Source organism: Micromonospora psammae, assembly GCF_036902725.1.
Taxonomy (GTDB): Bacteria; Actinomycetota; Actinomycetes; order Mycobacteriales; family Micromonosporaceae; genus Micromonospora.
Map to the genome: position 1 here is coordinate 97690 of NZ_JBAKHM010000001.1, position 17661 is coordinate 115350.

Here is a 17661-nt window from a genome sequence, read left to right on the forward strand (position 1 = left end):
TAGCTGCCATCTTGGCTACTGAATTCGCGGCCCACAAGGCCCGTGGCGACTGTTTCCGTGTGGCTGCTCGTCGTCTAGGCTGCCGACGTGGAGCCGAGAGCCTTCTATGTCGCCGGCCGCCCCGTCCACGGCGAGGGCGAGCTGACCGTCACCCACCCGTACGACGGCCGGACGGTGGGGCGTACCACGCTCGCCACGGCCGACCAGGTGGAAGCCGCCGTCGCGGCAGCCGCCGGGGTGGCCGCGGCGGCCGCGGCCCTGCCCGCGCACGCCCGGGCGGCGGCCCTGGACCACGTGTCCCGGCGGCTCGCCGAGCGGGCCGACGAGGTCGCCGAGCTGATCACCGGCGAGAACGGCAAGCCGATCAAGTGGGCGCGGGCCGAGGTGGGGCGGGCGGTGTCGACGTTCCGCTGGGCGGCGGAGGAGGCCCGGCGCTTCTCCGGCGAGCTGCAACGGCTCGACACCGACCCGGCGGCGAATGGCCGGATCGCCCTGGTGCGGCGGGCTCCCCGGGGTCCCGTGCTGGGGATCGCGCCGTTCAACTTCCCGCTGAACCTGGTCGCGCACAAGGTCGCACCGGCCATCGCGGTGGGCGCGCCGATCATCGTGAAGCCGGCCCCGGCGACCCCGCTGTCGGCGCTGCTGCTCGGGGAGATCCTGGCCGAGACCGAGCTGCCCGAGGGCATGTTCTCGGTGCTGCCGCTGCCCAACGAGCGCGCCGCCGAACTGGTCGCCGACCCGCGGCTGCCGGTGGTGTCGTTCACCGGCTCCGGACCGGTCGGCGCGGCGATCCGCCGGCAGGTGCCGGAGAAGCACGTGACGCTGGAGCTGGGCGGCAACGCGGCGGCGGTGATCTGCGAGGACTGGGCCGGTGACGAGGACCTGACCTTCGCCGCGCACCGGATCGCCACGTTCTCCAACTACCAGGCCGGGCAGTCCTGCATCGCCGTGCAGCGGGTCTTCGTGCACGAATGGCTCTACGACGGCTTCCTGCCCCGGCTCGTCGCGGCGGTGCAGGAGTTGCGCACCGGCGATCCTTCGTCCGAGCACACCGACGTCGGGCCGCTGGTCTCCGTCGAGGCCGCCCAGCGCGTCGAGGCGTGGGTAGACGAGGCGGTCGTGGCCGGCGCCACCATCGAGGTGGGCGGCCGGCGCGACGGCGCCACCTACCCGCCGACCGTGCTCTCCAACGTGCCCGCCGACGCGAAGGTCTGCACCGAGGAGGTCTTCGGGCCGGTCCTGGTGGTCGCGCGCGTGCAGAGCGACCAGGACGCGTTCGCCGCCGTCAACGACTCGGCGTACGGGTTGCAGGCGGGCGTGTTCACCCACCGCCTCGACGTCGCGTTCACGGCCTCGCGGGTGCTGGAGGTCGGCGGGGTGATCGTCGGGGACGTGCCCTCGTACCGGGCCGACCAGATGCCCTACGGCGGGGTGAAGGGCAGTGGCGTCGGGCGCGAGGGGCTGCGGAGCGCGATGGAGGACTACACCGAGCCGCGGGTGATGGTGCTGACCGGCGTGGCGTTGTAGCCGCCGTCCGGCGTCACCAGGTGCCGTCGTCGCGGACCCGGGCCGGGGCCAGGCCGAGCAGCAGCGTGGTGAGCGCGGCGTCGATGTCGTCGCCGAGGAACCACTCGCCGGCCTGATCCAGGGCGAAGATGCGGCCGTGTTCGTCCACGGCGAGGATGCTGTCCTGCCGTTCGGAGCCGATCGGGAAGAGCCGTACGCCGAGGACGGCCCCGAAGTCGGCGAGGGTGTCAGCGGTGTGCGCCGCCCACGTCGGGTTGGTGTCGAACTGCCGGATCCAGACGTCAGCACCGGGCCGACGCCGGAAGGTGACGATCGCGGGGAAGTCCAGGAGGACGCGCTCCGCCGCCGGGAAGGACTCATGGCGATGGGTGCGGCCCGTCACCTCGCAGGTCTCGGCGATGGCACCCTGTGCCAACGCCCAGTTGAGCGGGTCCTGGTCCCAGCCCGCGTCCGCCAGGGCCTGGGCCACCTCCGACGGAAAGCGGTCGGCGACGGGTATCGGCCGGGTGAACGCCGGCGGTTCGGTGATGGCCCCCAGCTCGCCCCAGGGCAGGGCGCCGAGGTCGACGAGGGCCCTCGTGCACGATTCGCAGAGATCCCGCACCTCGCCGCCGTTGGGATCGCCGGGCTCCCGTACCTGGAAGACCTGAAGTCGGGTGCCCGCGAGCAGCGTCTTCGCCTCACTCACGGTTAGCGGGGCCCGACCGGCGGCGGCACGGCGGTGGTCGTACTCGTGGAGGACGTCGGAGACGACGATCAGCTCGGCGTGGCGGTCGCCGCCGCGGACCAGGTGCCCGGCGGGCAGGTCGTCCAGGTATGCGCGGACCAGCGGGTGGTGGTGCAGTTCGACGTCACCCTTGGCCCCGTGGCCGAGGTAGGTGCGGCCCTCGACGGTCAGGTGCGCGACCGTGGCAGGCGTGGGCAGCCGCCGGATCTCGCGGAGCAGTTGGCTCGCCGGGTCGACAGTGCGGGGGGCCGGGCTGCCCGCGGGGCGACTGCGGCGGTACATCTGCTCGACCGCCGCGACCGGCACCCGTGGCCAGGTGGAGACCTCGCCGGTCTCCTTGTCCACGACCGTGGTGGGCAGGTCACCGGGCACGGTGTCGACGTCCGGGGCCACGACGGACCGGATGACGTACCCCAGGTCGAACTCGTCGATCCGTGGACGGCACTCGTAGCCGAGGCGCTGTGAGTCGCGGCGGGCCCACACCGTGGCGAGCTGCTCGGCCTGCTGGCGATCGATCACAAGCTGAAAACTACCGGACCCCCACGACTTCGTGGCACCCGGTATGGTTCGCCTGACTGAACGTGACCGGGGAGGGTGGCGTTGGCCGAAAGCGTTGACCGGGAAGCCAATCGCGCCCTCCGGGCACGGTTCGACGAGGTGTACGGGCAGTACCGGCGGCTCCGGTCCGGCTTGGACGAACTGCAGACCAGACTGACCGAGCTGCGAGTTACGGAACGCTCCGACGACGGCCAGGTGACCGCCACCGTGGGGGCCCGGGGCGAGCTGATCGACGTGGAGCTCAGTGCCGCGGTCTTCCGCGACCGGGACGCGAAGGCGTTGAGCCGGAAGGTCACCACGACGGTCCGTCGGGCCACCGCCGCCGCCGCGGCCGCCACCCAGGAACTGGTGGCGGGTTACCTGCCGGCGGGGTCGGGATCGGCGGACTTCCTCCGCAGCGGTGACTTCGGCGCACTGCTCGGGCGGGCCGACGCGGCGGTTCAGGGTGAAGGGGAGCGGCGTGGCTGAGGGGCAGCTCTGGCTCGACCCGGACCGGGCCCGGCGCGGCGGCGCTGACCTGCACCTCGCCGGCGAGGCCATCGGCACCCGGCGGGCGCAGGTCGGGGGTGCGATCGCGGCGGCGAGCGCGCAGCGTCCCTGGGGTCGCGACGACATCGGCGCCGCGTTCGAAAAGAGCTACCGCGGCTACGAGGAGACGCTGTTGCGCGCCTGGGAGGGGGTCGGGCGGGCGGTGGCCGGGCTGGGTGCCGACGTCGTGGCCTCCGTCGAGGCCACGGTGCAGACCGACACCGGGAGCGGGCAGCGACTCGACGGAGTGGCCGGCCAGCACGGCTACCGGCGCTGACCAGCGGAGGACCACGTCGTGAGCCTGCTGCCGAGCCCGATCCCGCACCCGCTCGACTACAGCCCATGGGATCTGCCGGGCTGGGTCTACGAGGCACTCGACTGGGTGATCGGGGTCGAGTGGCCGGAAGGCGACGAGCGCGCCGTCTGGGACCTCGCCGATCAGTGGTACGCCGTCGCGGCGGCCCTAGCCGGCCCGCGCGACGACGCGATCGCCGCCGCGACCGACGTACGCAACGGGTACGGCGGCATCGGTCTGGTGGCCGAGGCGTTCGACACCGCCTGGCGGCGGGTGGCCGAGGGCGACGAGGCACCTCTGCCCGTCCTGCTCGCGGTCAGCGGCGAACTCGGCAGGCTGGTCGAGGAGTGCGGCTGCGACATCGAGGGCGCCAAGCTCGAGGTCTGGATCGAACTGGGCATCCTCGTCGTCGAGCTGATGGCGATCGCCGTGGCGAGCGTGCTGACCGCCGGTGCCGCGTCACCCGCGGTCGGAGCGGCCACCGCCGCCAGCCGCCTGGTGGTCCAGCAGATCTTCAAGCGGCTGCTCGCCCAACTCGCCAAGAAGGAACTCAAGCGGGGCCTCAAGGAGGCCGGTGAGCGGGCCGCCAAGGAGGTCGCCCGGGACGGCATGCGCGGGCTGGGCAGGCGCGCCGTCAAGGGCGGGCTGGAGGAGGCGGCGGAGGAGGCCGGGATCAGCCTCGCCACGCAGGCGTACCAGAACTCCACCGGACGCCGCCACGGCCTGGACCTGGCCGACGTCGGGGCGTCGGCGGTCGGCGGGTTCGCCGGCGGCGCGGTGGCGCCGCTGGCGGGGCTCGGCCGGCACGCCAACGGCCGCGGCGCGCGGATCGCCGAACACTTCGGCCGGGAGATGACCGGCGAGACCCTCGCCGAAGGTGCGGCGCATCTCGCCACCGGCCAGGGCGTCATGTCGCTTGAGGAGGCCGCACGGGCGGCCGTCTCCGGGGCCACCGGTTCGGCGACCGGCCAGGTCGACGCCGCGGTGCGCGCCCGTATCGACGGACAGTTGACTTCGCTGGCCGCGCCGCTGCCGCCTATGGAGTTGCCCGTCGCACCACCTCCGGTGGCCGGGGGCGGCGACGGCCCCTCCTCGCCCCGCGACGGATCGCCGCGAGAGTCGGAGGCGCCGACGCTGTCCGGCGGCATCGGAGCGGGCGCGGCCTTTGCAGCCACCTCCGGCGACACCTCGTCAACCGCGCCGCAGCCGGACCGGGAGCCCGTGGCGGCGAGCCGGTGGGAAACGGGCGCCGGCATGGGCGCGGGGGAGGGGTCGATGTCTGGCCGCGACGGGTCAGCGGCCGTCGCCCTGGATGTCGGCGCCACCGCGGCGACCCAGGCGGAGCACGCATCCTCGTCGGGCAGCCCCACGCTCTCATCGATCACCACCGAGCGCCCGCCGTCGCCACCGGTGGGGGACGCCCCTGCCACCGCGGGTCAATCCGGTGCTCCACCCACGACTGCCAACCTGGCGACATCCGCTCCTGTGACGAGCGCTTCCGTGGCGACGGCCCCCGTGGCTGCCTCCGCCGCCACGATGACACCCGTCGCTCACCCGTCGCAGGCAACCGCGACGTCGTCCGGCACCGGCGCTGTCGGTAACACGGCGACCAACGTCACTGCGGCCCGTGCGAACTTGTCGGCGTTGGCGCAGCCGCCGGTGGCACCCGTGCACGGCAGCCTTCCCGCCGTCACCCCGCCGCGGATGCAGCGGCCCTCGCCGCTGGGAGCCGAGCCCCCGCCTCGGCAGGCTCCCGGGGCACCGGAGCAGGACGGGCACGTCACGACCACGCCGAAGGCTGACCGGTTCCCGTCGCTGGAGGCCCTGGCCCCGCCTCCGGCGACCGCACCCCTTCGCGAGACGTCGCCGGTTCTGCCGGGGCCGAGCCTCGAGTCGCCGCGCCCGAGGACCCCAGAGTGGTACGCCGCCCAGTGGGCCGTCGAGCGGGAAGCTCTCGAGCGACGCCGCTACCAGGGCTACTTCGAGTCGCAGCGAGCCTGGTTCGAGGAGCGGCGACGAGAGGACCTCGCCACCCGCCTGCGTCGCTCCGCCAGCGGCTATCTCGACCGAGCCCGCTGGCTGAAGAGGCAGGCCCGTGAGTTCGCCCAGGCCGGGCTCAGCCTGCGAGCCGAGCACATGTTCAAGGCGAGTGAGGTCGCCGAACGTGACTCGTACGAGTTCAGCGATCAGGCCGAGGCGGTCCTGGCTGGGGATGTCCTGCCGGGCGACACTCTCATCGACAACGCGACCGACTTCCAGCGGATCAACGACGATGTCGGCGACCTGGCGGTCGGCGCGGTCGAGACCGGTGACCGGTCAGCTCTGACGGATGCCGATGACGACCCGCCACCGATCGACCGGTCCCGCCGGTACGGGCAGTGGGGCGGGCTGCGTCCGCCACTGGCGCTTCATCAGACCGACCTCGAGCGGCAGATGCCCCGCAATCCGGACGGCAGCGTCGTCCGTACCGCCGACCCTCGCCAGGGTGGCTGGTTCGCACTCGCCAACGACGGTGGCCCCCAGGCCGACCCCACCCGCGGCATCAACTGCCTCGACTGCACCCTGTCCCTCTTCGAGACCTGGGTGCACGGCCGCCCGCGGGTCTCCGCGCCGCGAACCTTCGACGGCTATCTCGAGGGCGACATCCGGCGTCCGATCCTGGGCGAGAAAGGCGGGCCGGGCCGGGTGGAGGAGGCCACCGGTGGCCGGTTCCAGAAGCTCGTCGCGCCACGGGACGGTGAGCAGCCAGGACCGGCGCAGCTGCGACACTCGGTCGACCGGGGCTTTGGGAACCTGCACGACCAACTGCTCATCGGTGGCCACGGCAGCTTCGCCTTCCTGATCACCGAATGGGAGGACGGCGGCTCGCACGCCTGGGTGGCCCTGAACCAGAACGGCACGATCCTCTACCTCGACCCGCAGAGCGGCCTGATCCACGACCGACCGCTGTACGCGCACCGCGGCGTCCGACACCCGGACAATGTGATCGGCATCGACGCCCTGGTGCTCGGTCGGGACGGCCGGCCGATGCCCTTGGGCGGGCTGGCCCGGGGACGGTTCAGCGTCCTGCCCGACCTGCCCGACTACCCGTCGACGCCCGACGAGGAGGCCGGGTACGGCGACCCGTACCTCAATCGCCTGCACCTGCTTGACCGCCCCGGTAGCGCCCCGACGACTGGGGAAGGCCAGGAACAGCCTGAGGACCGGCTGGGAGCCGCGCATGACGGGCCATCGCAGGCTGACTGGCGGGACGTAGTCGAGTTGCTTCCGCAGGATGATTCCGGCTACCGGATCACACCGCGGGACTGCGAGTTTTTGGGCATAACACCGGAGGCAGTTCGAGCTTGGGCCGCCAGAACCGCCCCGCTCGGCCTGTCCGTTCCGGACTTCGCGCGCCTGTCGTCGGATCTATTCGACGCGCTCGAAGCCGATGGCGTTGGCTCGGAGCAGGTCGACGTCCGATTGCAGGGCTCCTCCGCAAACTTTTTCTCGGGACAGCACAAGCAACTACCAAGGCGGGAGGACCTCGCCGACCATCCAGAGGCTTTGGTGCGCTTTGAAAGTTGGGAGGATGGATCCGCGATGCCGCTACGTCGTCCTTTCGACTCCATGCACAAGCTCGGCTTGGAAGAGCCCAGCGATTTCGACTTCCAGATCTCCTCAGACGTGATGGTGGAGCGAGCTCGGGCCCTCGGCGCAGCCGAGTTTCCTGACCTCAGGGTGGTGAACAAGCAGTATGGATTCGTGACTAAGAAGCTTGCGCGAAGATGCTTCCCGGCGCTTTTCGATTGGGCTGAACGCTGCAGTCGTGAACTCGGCCGTGATGTGGTTCCAGCCATCTTCCCCAGTTCAGGTCCGCCCGACCGATCGGGGGCCGGCGTATCATCCCACTTCCGTGGTACCGACTGGATCATTGAGGACAGCCGTGGAAAGTAAGAGTTGGGCCGTGAAGATTGCCGACCGCCTGGATCAAACGGCGTTGGATCAACTGCGCTCAGTGTTAGGTTTGAGACCAATGGGCCGACTGACGGATGCCTGGGACGAGTTGTTTGGTGAAGCGTCGAATTCTGCGGCAGGCAAAGGCGCGCGAGTGGAGCTGTGGCGTGACGTCGATGACGCGACGTGGCGCATCGATGTCGAATTCTCGACGGAGGTTCCGGAGGCTGTTGCGCAGGCTGTCGTGAAGCAGGTGTGTGGTGACGTCAAGGCAGTTGGGCTGCAGGTTTCTTCCGTGCTTCAGCGCCATCCAGCGGATACTGAGCGAGCAGATCTGGAGCGGTGAGCATTCCCAACGGGCTCGTGCTGCCCGCATTCTTAACCTACTACGAGTCGCCGGCCTGTTCGCATAGCAGTCGCCAGCCGCCGGGGCGGTTCTGCAAGAAGTAGTGGGCGATTCCGAGTGCGCTCAAGGGCCTGCTCAGTGTCGCCCTCGTGGGCCGGCCGCTGGCGCTTGAGGTTGCCGACGCGCCGCCCCCGGTACATGGCGGCGACCTTACCAACCCCTGTCATCTGCTGCCTTGCCTGGTCATCAAGGTGGATCGGTAAACGACGTGACAGAGCTGTATGGGCCTCAGGTCGGCGCTAAGCCTGAGGGGGGCGGTCGGTGACGTAGACGCCCTTGCCTTGCCGGCCGTCGATGAGGCCTTCGGCCTTGAGCAGGAACATCGCCGTCCGGATCACGGTGCCGCTCACCTCGTACTGCTCGCAGAGAGCATTGAACGAAGGCAGCTTGTCGCCGGGCTTCAGTTGCCCGGCCGCGATCTGCTCCCGAATATTCCGGGCGACCTGTAGATACGCAGCTTCAGACATCGCTGGTGCTCCCAGCTCGGCGACGGAGACCCGCGGACCACACGACGAAAGCAAGTTACAACGCAATGTGTTGCGGGCGGGACCGGCCGCGCAGCAGGTTGAAGGTCGCCTGGCGCGTTGACCGTAGTTGCATTTGGAAACCCGTTGCGTCGCGGCGGCGCCTGCGCCAGGGTCGCGAGCATGACGGAACTCGACGCCACCGACCTACCCACCCGCGTCTTCGGCTGGTCGGACATGTTCCTCAAGCCGGAGGACGACCCCCGTTCCGACGGCGGATTCGATGACGAGCGGTCGATCCTCGTCAACTACCTGCGTGACCACCGGCTGACCCTGGAGCTGAAGTGCGCCGACCTCGACGCCGAGGCGCTGGCCCGGCGCAGCGTTCCGCCGTCGACGATGTCGCTGCTCGGCCTGGTCCGGCACATGGCCGAGGTGGAGCGCGGCTGGTTCCGCCGGGTCATGGCCGGTGAGGACGCGCCGCGGATCTGGTGCACGGAGGAGGAGCCCGACGCCGACTTCGATGGCGCGGTGGCCGACCCGAAGGTGGTCGAGGAGGCGTGGGCGGCCTGGCGTGCGGAGGTCGCGTACGCCGAGCGGTTCGTCGCCGAGGCGTCCGACCTGGGGATCGAGGGGCATCGGGGAGATCTGACCATCTCGCTGCGCGAGCTGCTGGTGCACATGATCGAGGAGTACGCCCGGCACAACGGTCACGCCGACCTGCTGCGGGAGCGGATCGACGGGCGGGTCGGTCAGTGAGCGACGTCCGGGTTGTGCTGGCCGGGGAGGCGTACGAGCGGGCGGTCTTCGGCGGTGACCCGGGCGGGCTCGCCGAGGCGGAACGGGACCTGGACGCCGTCGAGGCCGATCTGGTGCTCGCCCGGGGTCGTCTCCTGCACGCCCGCTACCTGGACGACCGGGTCGAGGATCCGCGGGAGTTGCCGCTCTTCGAGCGGGCCGTGGCGCTCTACCGGGAGTTGGGTGACGAGCGCGGCGAGGCGGAGGCGCTGTTCTGGGTGGGCTGCGTCCACCAGGTCGTCCGGCAGGACGAGGCGGCCGCCGCTCCGGCGTACGCCCGGGCTCGCGAGCTGGCGGGCCGGGCCGGCGACCGGCTGACGCTGTCGTACGTGCTGCGGCACCTGGCCTTCGCCGAGCAGGCGGCCGGCCGGAGCGACGCCGCCCGGGAGCGGATGGCGGAGTCCACCCGACTGCGCCGGGACATCGGCTTCCGCCCGGGTGTCGCGGCGAACCTCGTCGCGCTCGCGTTCTTCGCCCTCGGCGACGGCCGGCGGGACGAGGCCGCCGCGCTCGTCGACGAGGCCGCGACCACCGCCCGGGCGGCCGGTGCCGACGGCATCCTGCGCTGGGTCGACCAGGCACGGGCCGCGCTGAACGGGTGATCAGGGCAGCCGGCGGAGGGGCGGAGTCCGAATAGGATGGGGCGATGACGAAATCAGGCATTTCCCAGCGCCAACCCGCCCTCTGGGCGGTGGGTCTGCCGCTGGGCCTCGTCATCGGCATCGTCATCTTCGGCGCCAAGGGCGGGGTGGCGTTCGGTATCGCGACAGGGATCGCCTTCGCTCTCGCCTTCGGCGCCGCCGCGAAGCGCGACCAGCCCGCCAGCGCTGATCGGCCCGACCGGGCGGGCGGTCCTGGCCAGACCCCGCCGAACGGCGACACCGACCAGGCCCTGCCCAAGGGCGGCCCGGGCCGCACCTCGTCGATGGGCGACGCCGAGCCGTCGTGAACGTGTCCCGTCCCGATGGTCCACCCCCGGCCGGCGAGACGGCGGGGTCGCCACCCACCGCGGACCGCCACGTTGCCGACCCGGAGTCGAGCGCGCCGGCCGACCCGAGCGTGCCCACGCTGAGTCCGGGGGAGTCACCCCCGGCCGGCCCGGGAGAGTGGAGCGGGATGGCCGTCGCGCCGCGGACGGTCGCGGAGGCGGTGGTCGTACAGGATCGGTTGCGACCGCTCGCGGACCTGGTCGGGCCCGGCCCCCGCCGGCCCTCGACGGTGGCCGGCCTCGACGTCGCGTACGCGGAGAGCGGTGACCTGCTCGCGGCGGCCGTGACGGTGCTCGACGCGGCGACCCTGGCCGTGGTCGACCGGGCGGTCAGCGTGGGCCGGCCCGCCTTCGACTACGTGCCCGGGCTCTTCGCCTTCCGGGAGCTGCCGGCGCTGCTGGCCGCGCTCGGGCGGCTGGCCGTCCCGCCGGATCTGCTGGTCTGCGACGGGCACGGGCTGGCCCACCCGCGCCGGTTCGGGCTGGCCTGCCACCTCGGGGTGGTCACGGGGCTGCCCGCGATCGGGGTGGGCAAGACGCCACTGGTCGGCGAGTGGGTCGAGCCGGGGCCGCGCCGGGGCGACGGCAGCGCGCTGGTCGACGGCGGCGAGACGGTCGGGCGGGTGTTGCGTACCCGGGACGGGGTGCGGCCGGTCTTCGTCAGCGTCGGGCACCGGATGAGTTTGGACAACGCCGTCGCCCAGGTGCTCGCCCTGACCCCGCGGTACCGGCTGCCGGAGACCACCCGCACCGCCGACCGGCTCTGCCGGGACGCACTGGCGGAAGCAGCCCGTGACGGCACGCGGGGTTGACCACTCCCGTTCGTGACGTTCCGCGTCCTGACTGTCGCCAATGGTGACGGTAGGGTGACCGGGGTCGGCGCTCGTGACGGGGCGGCCGGGGCCTCGCCGTCGCGGGTGGAGGCGTGCCAGGGGCGCGGCGAGGGTAATGCGGCGCACATGCGGGGCTCTCGATGACCCGGTCATGACATGGCCCGGTAGTAATCTGACCGGTCGGGCCCCGTCGGGGCGGAGACGGTGAGGTGGACATGTCCGTGCGTCGGCACGTGGCGCGACTGGTGACGGCCGGCGCGCTGCTGGGCGGCCTGGTGGCCGTCGGGGCGGCACCCGCGCACGCCGACGGGGACCGGGTGGGCGTGCGCGCGACGGGCGTCTTCGCCGCCGGCGGTTCCCCGGGCGGGATCGTCGTGGAGGTGCGCCGGCGCACCGACGGATGTGTGCAGCTGCGGACCGGGCTCGGACTGCGCCTCAACGGCGTCTCCGCGGACCAGGTGCGGGTCGAGGTGAATGGCGGCGGTCGATGGCTGCCGGTGCCGGTCTCCGGTGGCGGTGGCGGCGTGGCCACCGCCCGTACCTCCCCGGCTGATCCGACGTTGTGCAAGGGGAAGAGCATCACCGTCCGGTACCGTGTCGCGTTCGTCGCCGGTGCTCCGGCCGGGCGACTGGAGGTGATCGGCGAGGCGACCAACGCTCGCGGCCAGATCCTCGGCCGCGGCGCCGACACCTCCCGGGTCGGTGGTCGTGCCGCCGGGAGCGCGACACCGACCGGGAGGCCCAGCCCGACGCCCAGCGCGGTCCCGACCGAGACCGTGGCGGCCGTTACGGAAGAGCCCACCCAGGCCGTTCTCGCCGCCCCGTCCGCCGGCGAGGTCACCGCCGCTGCCGAAGCATCCTCCGGAGGAAACATGATCATGTTCTTCGGCATCGCCATGGTCGCCGTCGGCGCCGGGCTGATCGCCCTGCTCATCCGCAACAACCGCAAGGACAAGGTGCGCCCGGAACTGGGCGGCTACTCGGGCGTCCCGCTGCCGCGCAACCCCGGTCCGACCACCTACCGCTCCGGCGGCGGGGCGCCGGGCGCGTCCTCCGCGCCGCCCGGCCAGGTGTACGGCCAGCAGCCGCCGCCGCAGGCGGGCCGCCCCAGCGGGCTCTACGGCCAGCCCGGCGCCTACCCGACGATCACTCCCGCCCCCCGCCCGTCCGGCGGGGTGTACGGCGCCCCGACCTCCGCGCCGCCGGCCCAGAACCGTCCGGCCTCGGCGCCGCCGGCCGGTCCGCAGGACGGCCCCGGCGACGACGCGACCCGGTTCGTGCCCCGCCTCCCCCGCTGAGCGCCGGTCCCGGCGGCACTCCGGGCAAGATCGCGCTCGATCCTGGAAGCAGTGGTGTCCGGGTCGGGGCGAGGCCACTACATCCCGGAAGTAGCGCGATCAAGCCGCGGGCCGAGCGGTTTCCCCGCCTCGCCTGACCGGCTAGTACGGGGCGCGGCCGGCTGCTCCGATACGCTCAGGGTCGTTGACGGCCCGTTGTCGAGGAGCGAACCCGGTGTCTGACCTGTCCCAGATCGTGAAGGCGTACGACGTCCGGGGCACGGTGCCGCAGCAGTGGGACGCGCGCACCGCCGAAGCCCTCGGCGCCGCCTTCACCCAGGTCCTCAACGCCGCCGGTGAGCCGGGCGAGGCGGTGCTGATCGCGCACGACATGCGGGCCACCGGCCCCGAGCTGGCCGCCGCCTTCGCCGCGGGCGTCCGCGCCGAGGGACGCACCGTGATCGAGCTGGGGCTCGGCTCCACCGACATGCTCTACTACGCCTCCGGTGCGCTGGACCTGCCCGGGGCGATGTTCACCGCCAGCCACAACCCGGCGCAGTACAACGGCATCAAGATGTGCCGCTCCGGTGCCCGCCCGATCGGGCAGGACAGCGGCCTGGCCGACATCCGGGACCGTGCCCAGGCCATGCTCGACGCGGGCGGCCGCCCGGCCGGTGAGCCGCAGCGCCCGGCCGAGCGCCGGGACCTGCTCCCCGACTACGCGGCCCACCTGCGCAAGCTGGTCGACCTCTCCACCATCCGGCCGCTGAAGGTGGTCGTGGACGCCGGGAACGGCATGGGCGGTTACACGGTGCCCAGCGTCCTCGGCGACGCCGCGCTGCCCCCGCTGCCGCTGGAGATCGTGCCGCTCTACTTCGAGCTGGACGGCACCTTCCCGAACCACGAGGCCAACCCCCTGGACCCGAAGAACCTGGTCGACCTCCAGCGGGCGGTGGTGGAGCACTCCGCCGACATCGGGCTCGCCTTCGACGGCGACGCCGACCGCTGCTTCGTGATCGACGAGCGGGGCGAGCCGGTCTCCCCGTCGGCGATCACCGCCCTGGTCGCCGCCCGTGAGCTGGCCAAGCACCCCGGCTCCACGGTGATCCACAACCTGATCACCTCCCGCGCGGTCCCGGAGATCATCCGGGAGCACGGCGGCGAGCCGGTGGTGGCCCGGGTCGGCCACTCCTTCATCAAGGCCGAGATGGCCCGCACCAACGCGATCTTCGGCGGGGAGCACTCCGCGCACTACTACTTCCGCGACTTCTGGTTCGCCGACACCGGCATGCTCGCCGCCATGCACACCCTGGCCGCCCTCGGCGAGCAGTCCCAGCCGCTGTCGATCCTGGCCAGCGTCTACGAGCGGTACGTCGCCTCCGGCGAGATCAATTCCACGGTGGCCGACCAGGCGGCCAAGGTCGCCGAGGTGCGCGCGGCGTACCCGGAGGCGGAGGTCGACGAGCTGGACGGGCTCACCCTGAGCTTCCCCGACGGGGCCTGGTTCAACCTGCGGGCGTCCAACACGGAGCCGCTGCTGCGGCTCAACGTGGAGGGCCCGACCGAGGAGCGGATGATCTCGCTGCGCGACGAGGTGCTGGAGCGGGTTCGCCGATAAGATCCCCTGCGCCGGTCGGCACCGCCGACCGACGGAGACCGCACACGTGGAAGGAGCCGCGCCGTGGCCCTGGACCCGCAGTTGCTCGAGATCCTCGCCTGTCCGGACACGCACCACGCCCCGCTGGACTACGACGCCGAGGCGCAGACCCTGACCTGCACCGAGTGCGGCCGGGTCTTCGAGGTACGCGACGACGTGCCCGTTCTGCTGCTGGACGAGGCGCGCGGCGGCCCCGAGGCGCAGCGGTGATGGACGGTACCGCCGGCGTCAGCGGCCGGCGGGTGGCCGACGAGTCCGCGCTCGACGACCCGGAGACCTTCGCCGAGCAGGACCCGGGCGGCATGCTCCGCTTCACCGCCTCCGCCGGCGCCCAGGTACGCGAGTCGGCGTCCCTGGCCGCCGAGGCGAACCTGGCGCTGCTGGAGGACGGCGGCCGCCCCCGGGCGGTCGTCATCGCCGGCATCGGCACGGCGGGACGCACCGGCGACGTGCTCGCCACGGTCGCCGGGCCGCGCTGCCCGGTGCCGGTCATCCCGCACCGTAGCGCCGGCGTGCCCGGCTGGGTCGGCGCGGCCGACGTGGTGATCGCGGTCAGCGCGTCCGGACGCAGCCCCGAGGCGCTGGGCGCCGCCGAGGCCGCGCACCGCCGGGGCGCCCGGCTCGTCGCCGTCGGCGCCCCCGACTCGCAGCTCCAGTCGGTCGCCGAGCGGGCCCGCGCGCCGTTCATCCCGGTGCCCCGGCGGGCCCCGGCCCGGGCCAGCCTCTGGGCGCTCACCGTGCCGGTTCTGCTGGCCGCCCGTACCCTCGGCCTGGTGAAGGTCAACGAGGCGGATCTGGCGGAGACCGCGGCCCGGCTGGACGCCGACGCCGACCGGTGCCGGCCCACCGCCGAGTCCTTCGTCAACCCGGCGAAGTCGCTGGCCCTTGGGCTGGCCGGGTCGATCCCGATCGTCTGGGGGTCGTCCCCGCTGGCCACCGTCGCCGCCCGGCGCTTCGGCGACACCCTCTCCGCCAACGCCCGCTACCCGGTCGTCACCGGGGCGCTCGGCGAGGCCGGTCGGGGCCGGGTCGGCCTGCTCGACGGCGCCTTCGGCGGTCTGGTCGAGTCGGCGCGGGACATCTTCGCCGACCGCGACGAGATCGAGGGCGACCCGACCCGGCTGCGGCTGGTGCTGCTGCGCGACGGTGGGCTCAACGCCGAGGACGACACCGACGAGCCGTTCGCCGTCGAGGAGCGCCGCGCCGACGCGGTGCAGACCCTCGCCGAGCGCCGGGGGGTGCGCTGTGACGTGGTGACCGCCGAGGGTGGCTCCGCGCTGGAGCGGCTCGCCTCGCTCGTCGCGGTGCCCGATTTCGCGTCGGTGTACCTTGCCCTGGCCCATGGTCTGGACCCGATGGCGGTCCCGGCCATCACCGAGATGAAGGAGCTGTCGAACCAGTGAGCGCAAATGGCGGGACGAAGGCGATCGTCGCCGCACTGCTGGCCAACACCGGCATCGCCGTCACCAAGTTCATCGCGTTCCTGTTGACCGGCCTGTCGTCGATGCTGGCCGAGTCGATCCACTCGGTCGCCGACGCCGGGAACCAGGCGCTGCTGCTGCTGGGCGGCAAGAGGGCCAAGCGGGAGGCCACCCCCACACACCCCTTCGGGTACGGCCGGGAGCGCTACGTCTACGCGTTCATCGTCGCCATCGTGCTGTTCAGTGTGGGTGGTCTGTTCGCGCTCTACGAGGCGTACCACAAGTGGTCCCACCCCGAGGCGCCCGACAACTGGCAGTGGGTCCCGATCGCCGTGCTGGTGGTGGCGATCGTGCTGGAGTCGTTCTCCTTCCGCACCGCGATCAAGGAGTCCAACCTGGTCCGGGGCAACCAGTCCTGGGTGCACTTCATCCGGCGTGCCAAGGCCCCCGAGCTGCCGGTGGTGTTGCTGGAGGACCTCGGGGCCCTGCTCGGCCTGATCTTCGCGCTCTTCGGCGTGAGCATGACCCTGATCACCGGCAACGGTGAGTGGGACGCCCTCGGCACCGCGATGATCGGTGTGCTGCTGGTGGTCATCGCGATCATCCTCGCCATCGAGACCAAGAGCCTGCTGCTCGGCGAGGGCGCGGAGGCGCACGACGTCGCCGCCATCGAGAAGGCGATCACCGAGGGCCCCGAGGTCGAGCGGATCATCCACATGAAGACGCTCTACCTCGGCCCCGAGGAGCTGATGGTGGCCGCGAAGATCGGTGTGCCGGCGTGCGACACCGCCGAGCAGCTGGCCCGCGGCATCAACAGCGTCGAGGCCCGGATCCGCGCCGCCGTGCCGGTCGCCCGGGTCATCTACCTGGAGCCGGACATCTACTCCGCCGCGGCGGGTGCCGGCGAGGGCAGCGCCTCGCAGACCGCCGTGGCGCAGCCGCAGTCCTCGTCCGGCGGGGTGGCCGGCCACGCCGGAGGCTGACGGTGGAGCTGCTGTACGGGCCGATCCGCGACTACGCCTGGGGGTCCCGCTCGGCCATCGCCGAGTTGCAGGGGCGCCCGGTGCCCAGCGACGGGCCGGAGGCGGAGCTGTGGCTGGGCGCCCACCCGGGTGCCCCGGCCACGGTCGACCGGGACGGCGTCCGGGTCAGCCTGGTCGACCTTCTGCTCGCCGAGCCGGATTACTGGCTCGGCGAGCGGGTGGTCGGCCGGTTCGGCTGCCGGCTGCCCTTCCTGCTGAAGGTGCTCGCCGCGGACGCGCCGCTCAGCCTTCAGGCGCACCCCGATTCGGAGCAGGCCCGCGCGGGGCACGCGGCCGACGCGGCGCGCCCCGACGGGCCGCGCAACTACGTCGACCCCTACCACAAGCCGGAGCTGCTGGTCGCGCTCTCGCCGATGGAGGCGCTCTGCGGTTTCCGTGACCCGGCGCGCTCGGCGGAGGTGCTCGCCGGCTTCGGCGTACCCGCGTTGGAGCCGGTGGTGGCCGCGCTGCGCGCCGGGCCGGCGGGGCTGCGCGAGGCCGTACGCGCGCTGCTGACCTGGCCCGCGGACCAGCGGGACGGGCTGGTGGCGGCCGTGCTGGCGGCGCAGGTCGCCGGCCCGGACGCGGAGCTGGCGCGGTTGCTGGCCGCCGGCTACCCGGGCGACCCGGGGGTGCTGGTGGCGCTGCTGCTCCACCACGTGCGGCTGGCGCCGGGGGAGGCGATCTGGATGCCCGCCGGCAATCTGCACGCCTACCTGCGCGGGACCGGCGTGGAGATCATGGCGGCCAGCGACAACGTGCTGCGCGGCGGGCTCACCCCGAAGCGGGTGGACGTGGACGAGCTGCTGCGGGTGCTCCGCTTCGAGGTGCTGCCCGACCCGGTGGTGCGGGCGCGGCCGGTGGCGCCGGGGGTGGTCTGCTGGCCGGTGCCGGTCGAGGACTTCGCGCTGCACCGGGTGACGGTGGAGCCGGGCGGCCCGGCGGTCCCGTTGCCGCTGCCCGGGCCCCGGGTGGTGCTCTGCCGCGCCGGCAAGCTCACCGTGGACGACGGGGCGGGCACCGTCACGCTGGGGCCGGGGCAGGCCGCGATCGGCACGGCGACGGCGGAGCCGCTGGTCTTCTCCGGCGAGGGGGAGGCGTACGTCGCCACCTGCGGTCCGTCCGGTCAGCAGCTCGGCTGAACGCGCCACTGCGCGAGGCTCTCCATCGGGTCGACGCGGGCAGCCGTGCGTCCGCCACGAGTCCGATTCTTCCGAAATAGCT

17 protein-coding genes are annotated in these 17661 nt (G+C 72.7%); 15 read left to right on the top strand and 2 right to left on the bottom strand.

The annotated features are described in order from the left end of the window. Positions 1-87: 87 nt before the first annotated feature. Positions 88-1527 carry an aldehyde dehydrogenase family protein gene (locus V6U79_RS00450; protein ID WP_334613051.1) on the top strand — a complete coding sequence of 480 codons (1440 nt, stop codon included), beginning with the start codon at positions 88-90 and terminating at the stop codon, positions 1525-1527. Between the two features lie 13 nt (positions 1528-1540). Here the strand turns inward: V6U79_RS00450 and V6U79_RS00455 are convergent, their stop codons facing one another. Next, positions 1541-2773, bottom strand: coding sequence for an SUKH-3 domain-containing protein (locus V6U79_RS00455; RefSeq protein WP_334613052.1), 1233 nt, complete (start codon positions 2771-2773; stop codon positions 1541-1543). Between the two features lie 75 nt (positions 2774-2848). Between V6U79_RS00455 and V6U79_RS00460 the strand changes: the two genes are divergently transcribed. Genes V6U79_RS00460 through V6U79_RS00475 form a run of 4 tightly spaced genes read left to right on the top strand, consistent with a single transcriptional unit; the run spans position 2849 to position 7917 of the window. Further along, positions 2849-3280 carry a YbaB/EbfC family nucleoid-associated protein gene (locus tag V6U79_RS00460; RefSeq protein WP_334519754.1) on the top strand — a complete coding sequence of 144 codons (432 nt, stop codon included), beginning with the start codon at positions 2849-2851 and terminating at the stop codon, positions 3278-3280. Then, entirely contained in the window at positions 3273-3617 is a 345-nt protein-coding gene (locus V6U79_RS00465) for a hypothetical protein (RefSeq protein WP_334519751.1), read from the top strand. Before V6U79_RS00460 ends, V6U79_RS00465 begins: the two co-directional genes overlap by 8 nt. A gap of 18 nt (positions 3618-3635) precedes the next feature. Further along, a complete protein-coding gene (locus V6U79_RS00470; protein WP_334613053.1) occupies positions 3636-7571 on the top strand; it encodes a toxin glutamine deamidase domain-containing protein in 3936 nt (1311 codons plus the stop codon). A gap of 10 nt (positions 7572-7581) precedes the next feature. Continuing rightward, the gene (locus V6U79_RS00475) at positions 7582-7917 is read left to right on the top strand and encodes a hypothetical protein (protein WP_334519745.1); all 336 of its coding nucleotides are present in this window, start codon (positions 7582-7584) and stop codon (positions 7915-7917) included. Between the two features lie 299 nt (positions 7918-8216). On the opposite strand, the gene V6U79_RS00480 is transcribed toward V6U79_RS00475, so the two are convergent. Continuing rightward, complete coding sequence (locus V6U79_RS00480; protein WP_334519742.1) at positions 8217-8444, bottom strand: winged helix-turn-helix domain-containing protein; 228 nt, start codon at positions 8442-8444, stop codon at positions 8217-8219. Between the two features lie 180 nt (positions 8445-8624). Between V6U79_RS00480 and V6U79_RS00485 the strand changes: the two genes are divergently transcribed. The 10 genes from V6U79_RS00485 (at position 8625) to manA (ending at position 17579) form a co-directional block, all read left to right on the top strand. Continuing rightward, the gene (locus V6U79_RS00485; protein ID WP_334519739.1) at positions 8625-9200 is read left to right on the top strand and encodes a DinB family protein; all 576 of its coding nucleotides are present in this window, start codon (positions 8625-8627) and stop codon (positions 9198-9200) included. Further along, entirely contained in the window at positions 9197-9841 is a 645-nt protein-coding gene (locus V6U79_RS00490; RefSeq protein ID WP_334519737.1) for a tetratricopeptide repeat protein, read from the top strand. The genes V6U79_RS00485 and V6U79_RS00490 overlap by 4 nt, the downstream gene beginning before the upstream one ends. Before the next feature lie 44 nt (positions 9842-9885). Next, complete coding sequence (locus tag V6U79_RS00495) at positions 9886-10188, top strand: hypothetical protein (protein WP_334519735.1); 303 nt, start codon at positions 9886-9888, stop codon at positions 10186-10188. A 167-nt stretch (positions 10189-10355) separates the two neighbouring features. After that, a complete protein-coding gene (locus V6U79_RS00500) occupies positions 10356-11039 on the top strand; it encodes an endonuclease V (RefSeq protein WP_334519733.1) in 684 nt (227 codons plus the stop codon). 236 nt (positions 11040-11275) lie between these two features. Next, positions 11276-12358 carry a hypothetical protein gene (locus tag V6U79_RS00505; protein WP_334519730.1) on the top strand — a complete coding sequence of 361 codons (1083 nt, stop codon included), beginning with the start codon at positions 11276-11278 and terminating at the stop codon, positions 12356-12358. Between the two features lie 214 nt (positions 12359-12572). Further along, positions 12573-13955, top strand: a complete 1383-nt coding sequence (locus V6U79_RS00510) for a phosphomannomutase/phosphoglucomutase (protein ID WP_334519728.1) — start codon at positions 12573-12575, stop codon at positions 13953-13955. Positions 13956-14018: 63 nt separating this feature from the next. Beyond that, positions 14019-14204 (top strand): Trm112 family protein, encoded by a 186-nt coding sequence (locus V6U79_RS00515; RefSeq protein WP_334519725.1) that lies wholly within the window; start codon positions 14019-14021, stop codon positions 14202-14204. Beyond that, a complete protein-coding gene (locus V6U79_RS00520) occupies positions 14201-15397 on the top strand; it encodes an SIS domain-containing protein (protein ID WP_334519722.1) in 1197 nt (398 codons plus the stop codon). Before V6U79_RS00515 ends, V6U79_RS00520 begins: the two co-directional genes overlap by 4 nt. After that, the gene (locus V6U79_RS00525) at positions 15394-16398 is read left to right on the top strand and encodes a cation diffusion facilitator family transporter (protein ID WP_334519719.1); all 1005 of its coding nucleotides are present in this window, start codon (positions 15394-15396) and stop codon (positions 16396-16398) included. Before V6U79_RS00520 ends, V6U79_RS00525 begins: the two co-directional genes overlap by 4 nt. A 2-nt stretch (positions 16399-16400) precedes the next feature. After that, positions 16401-17579 carry a mannose-6-phosphate isomerase, class I gene (gene manA / locus V6U79_RS00530; protein ID WP_334613054.1) on the top strand — a complete coding sequence of 393 codons (1179 nt, stop codon included), beginning with the start codon at positions 16401-16403 and terminating at the stop codon, positions 17577-17579. Positions 17580-17661 lie beyond the last annotated feature (82 nt).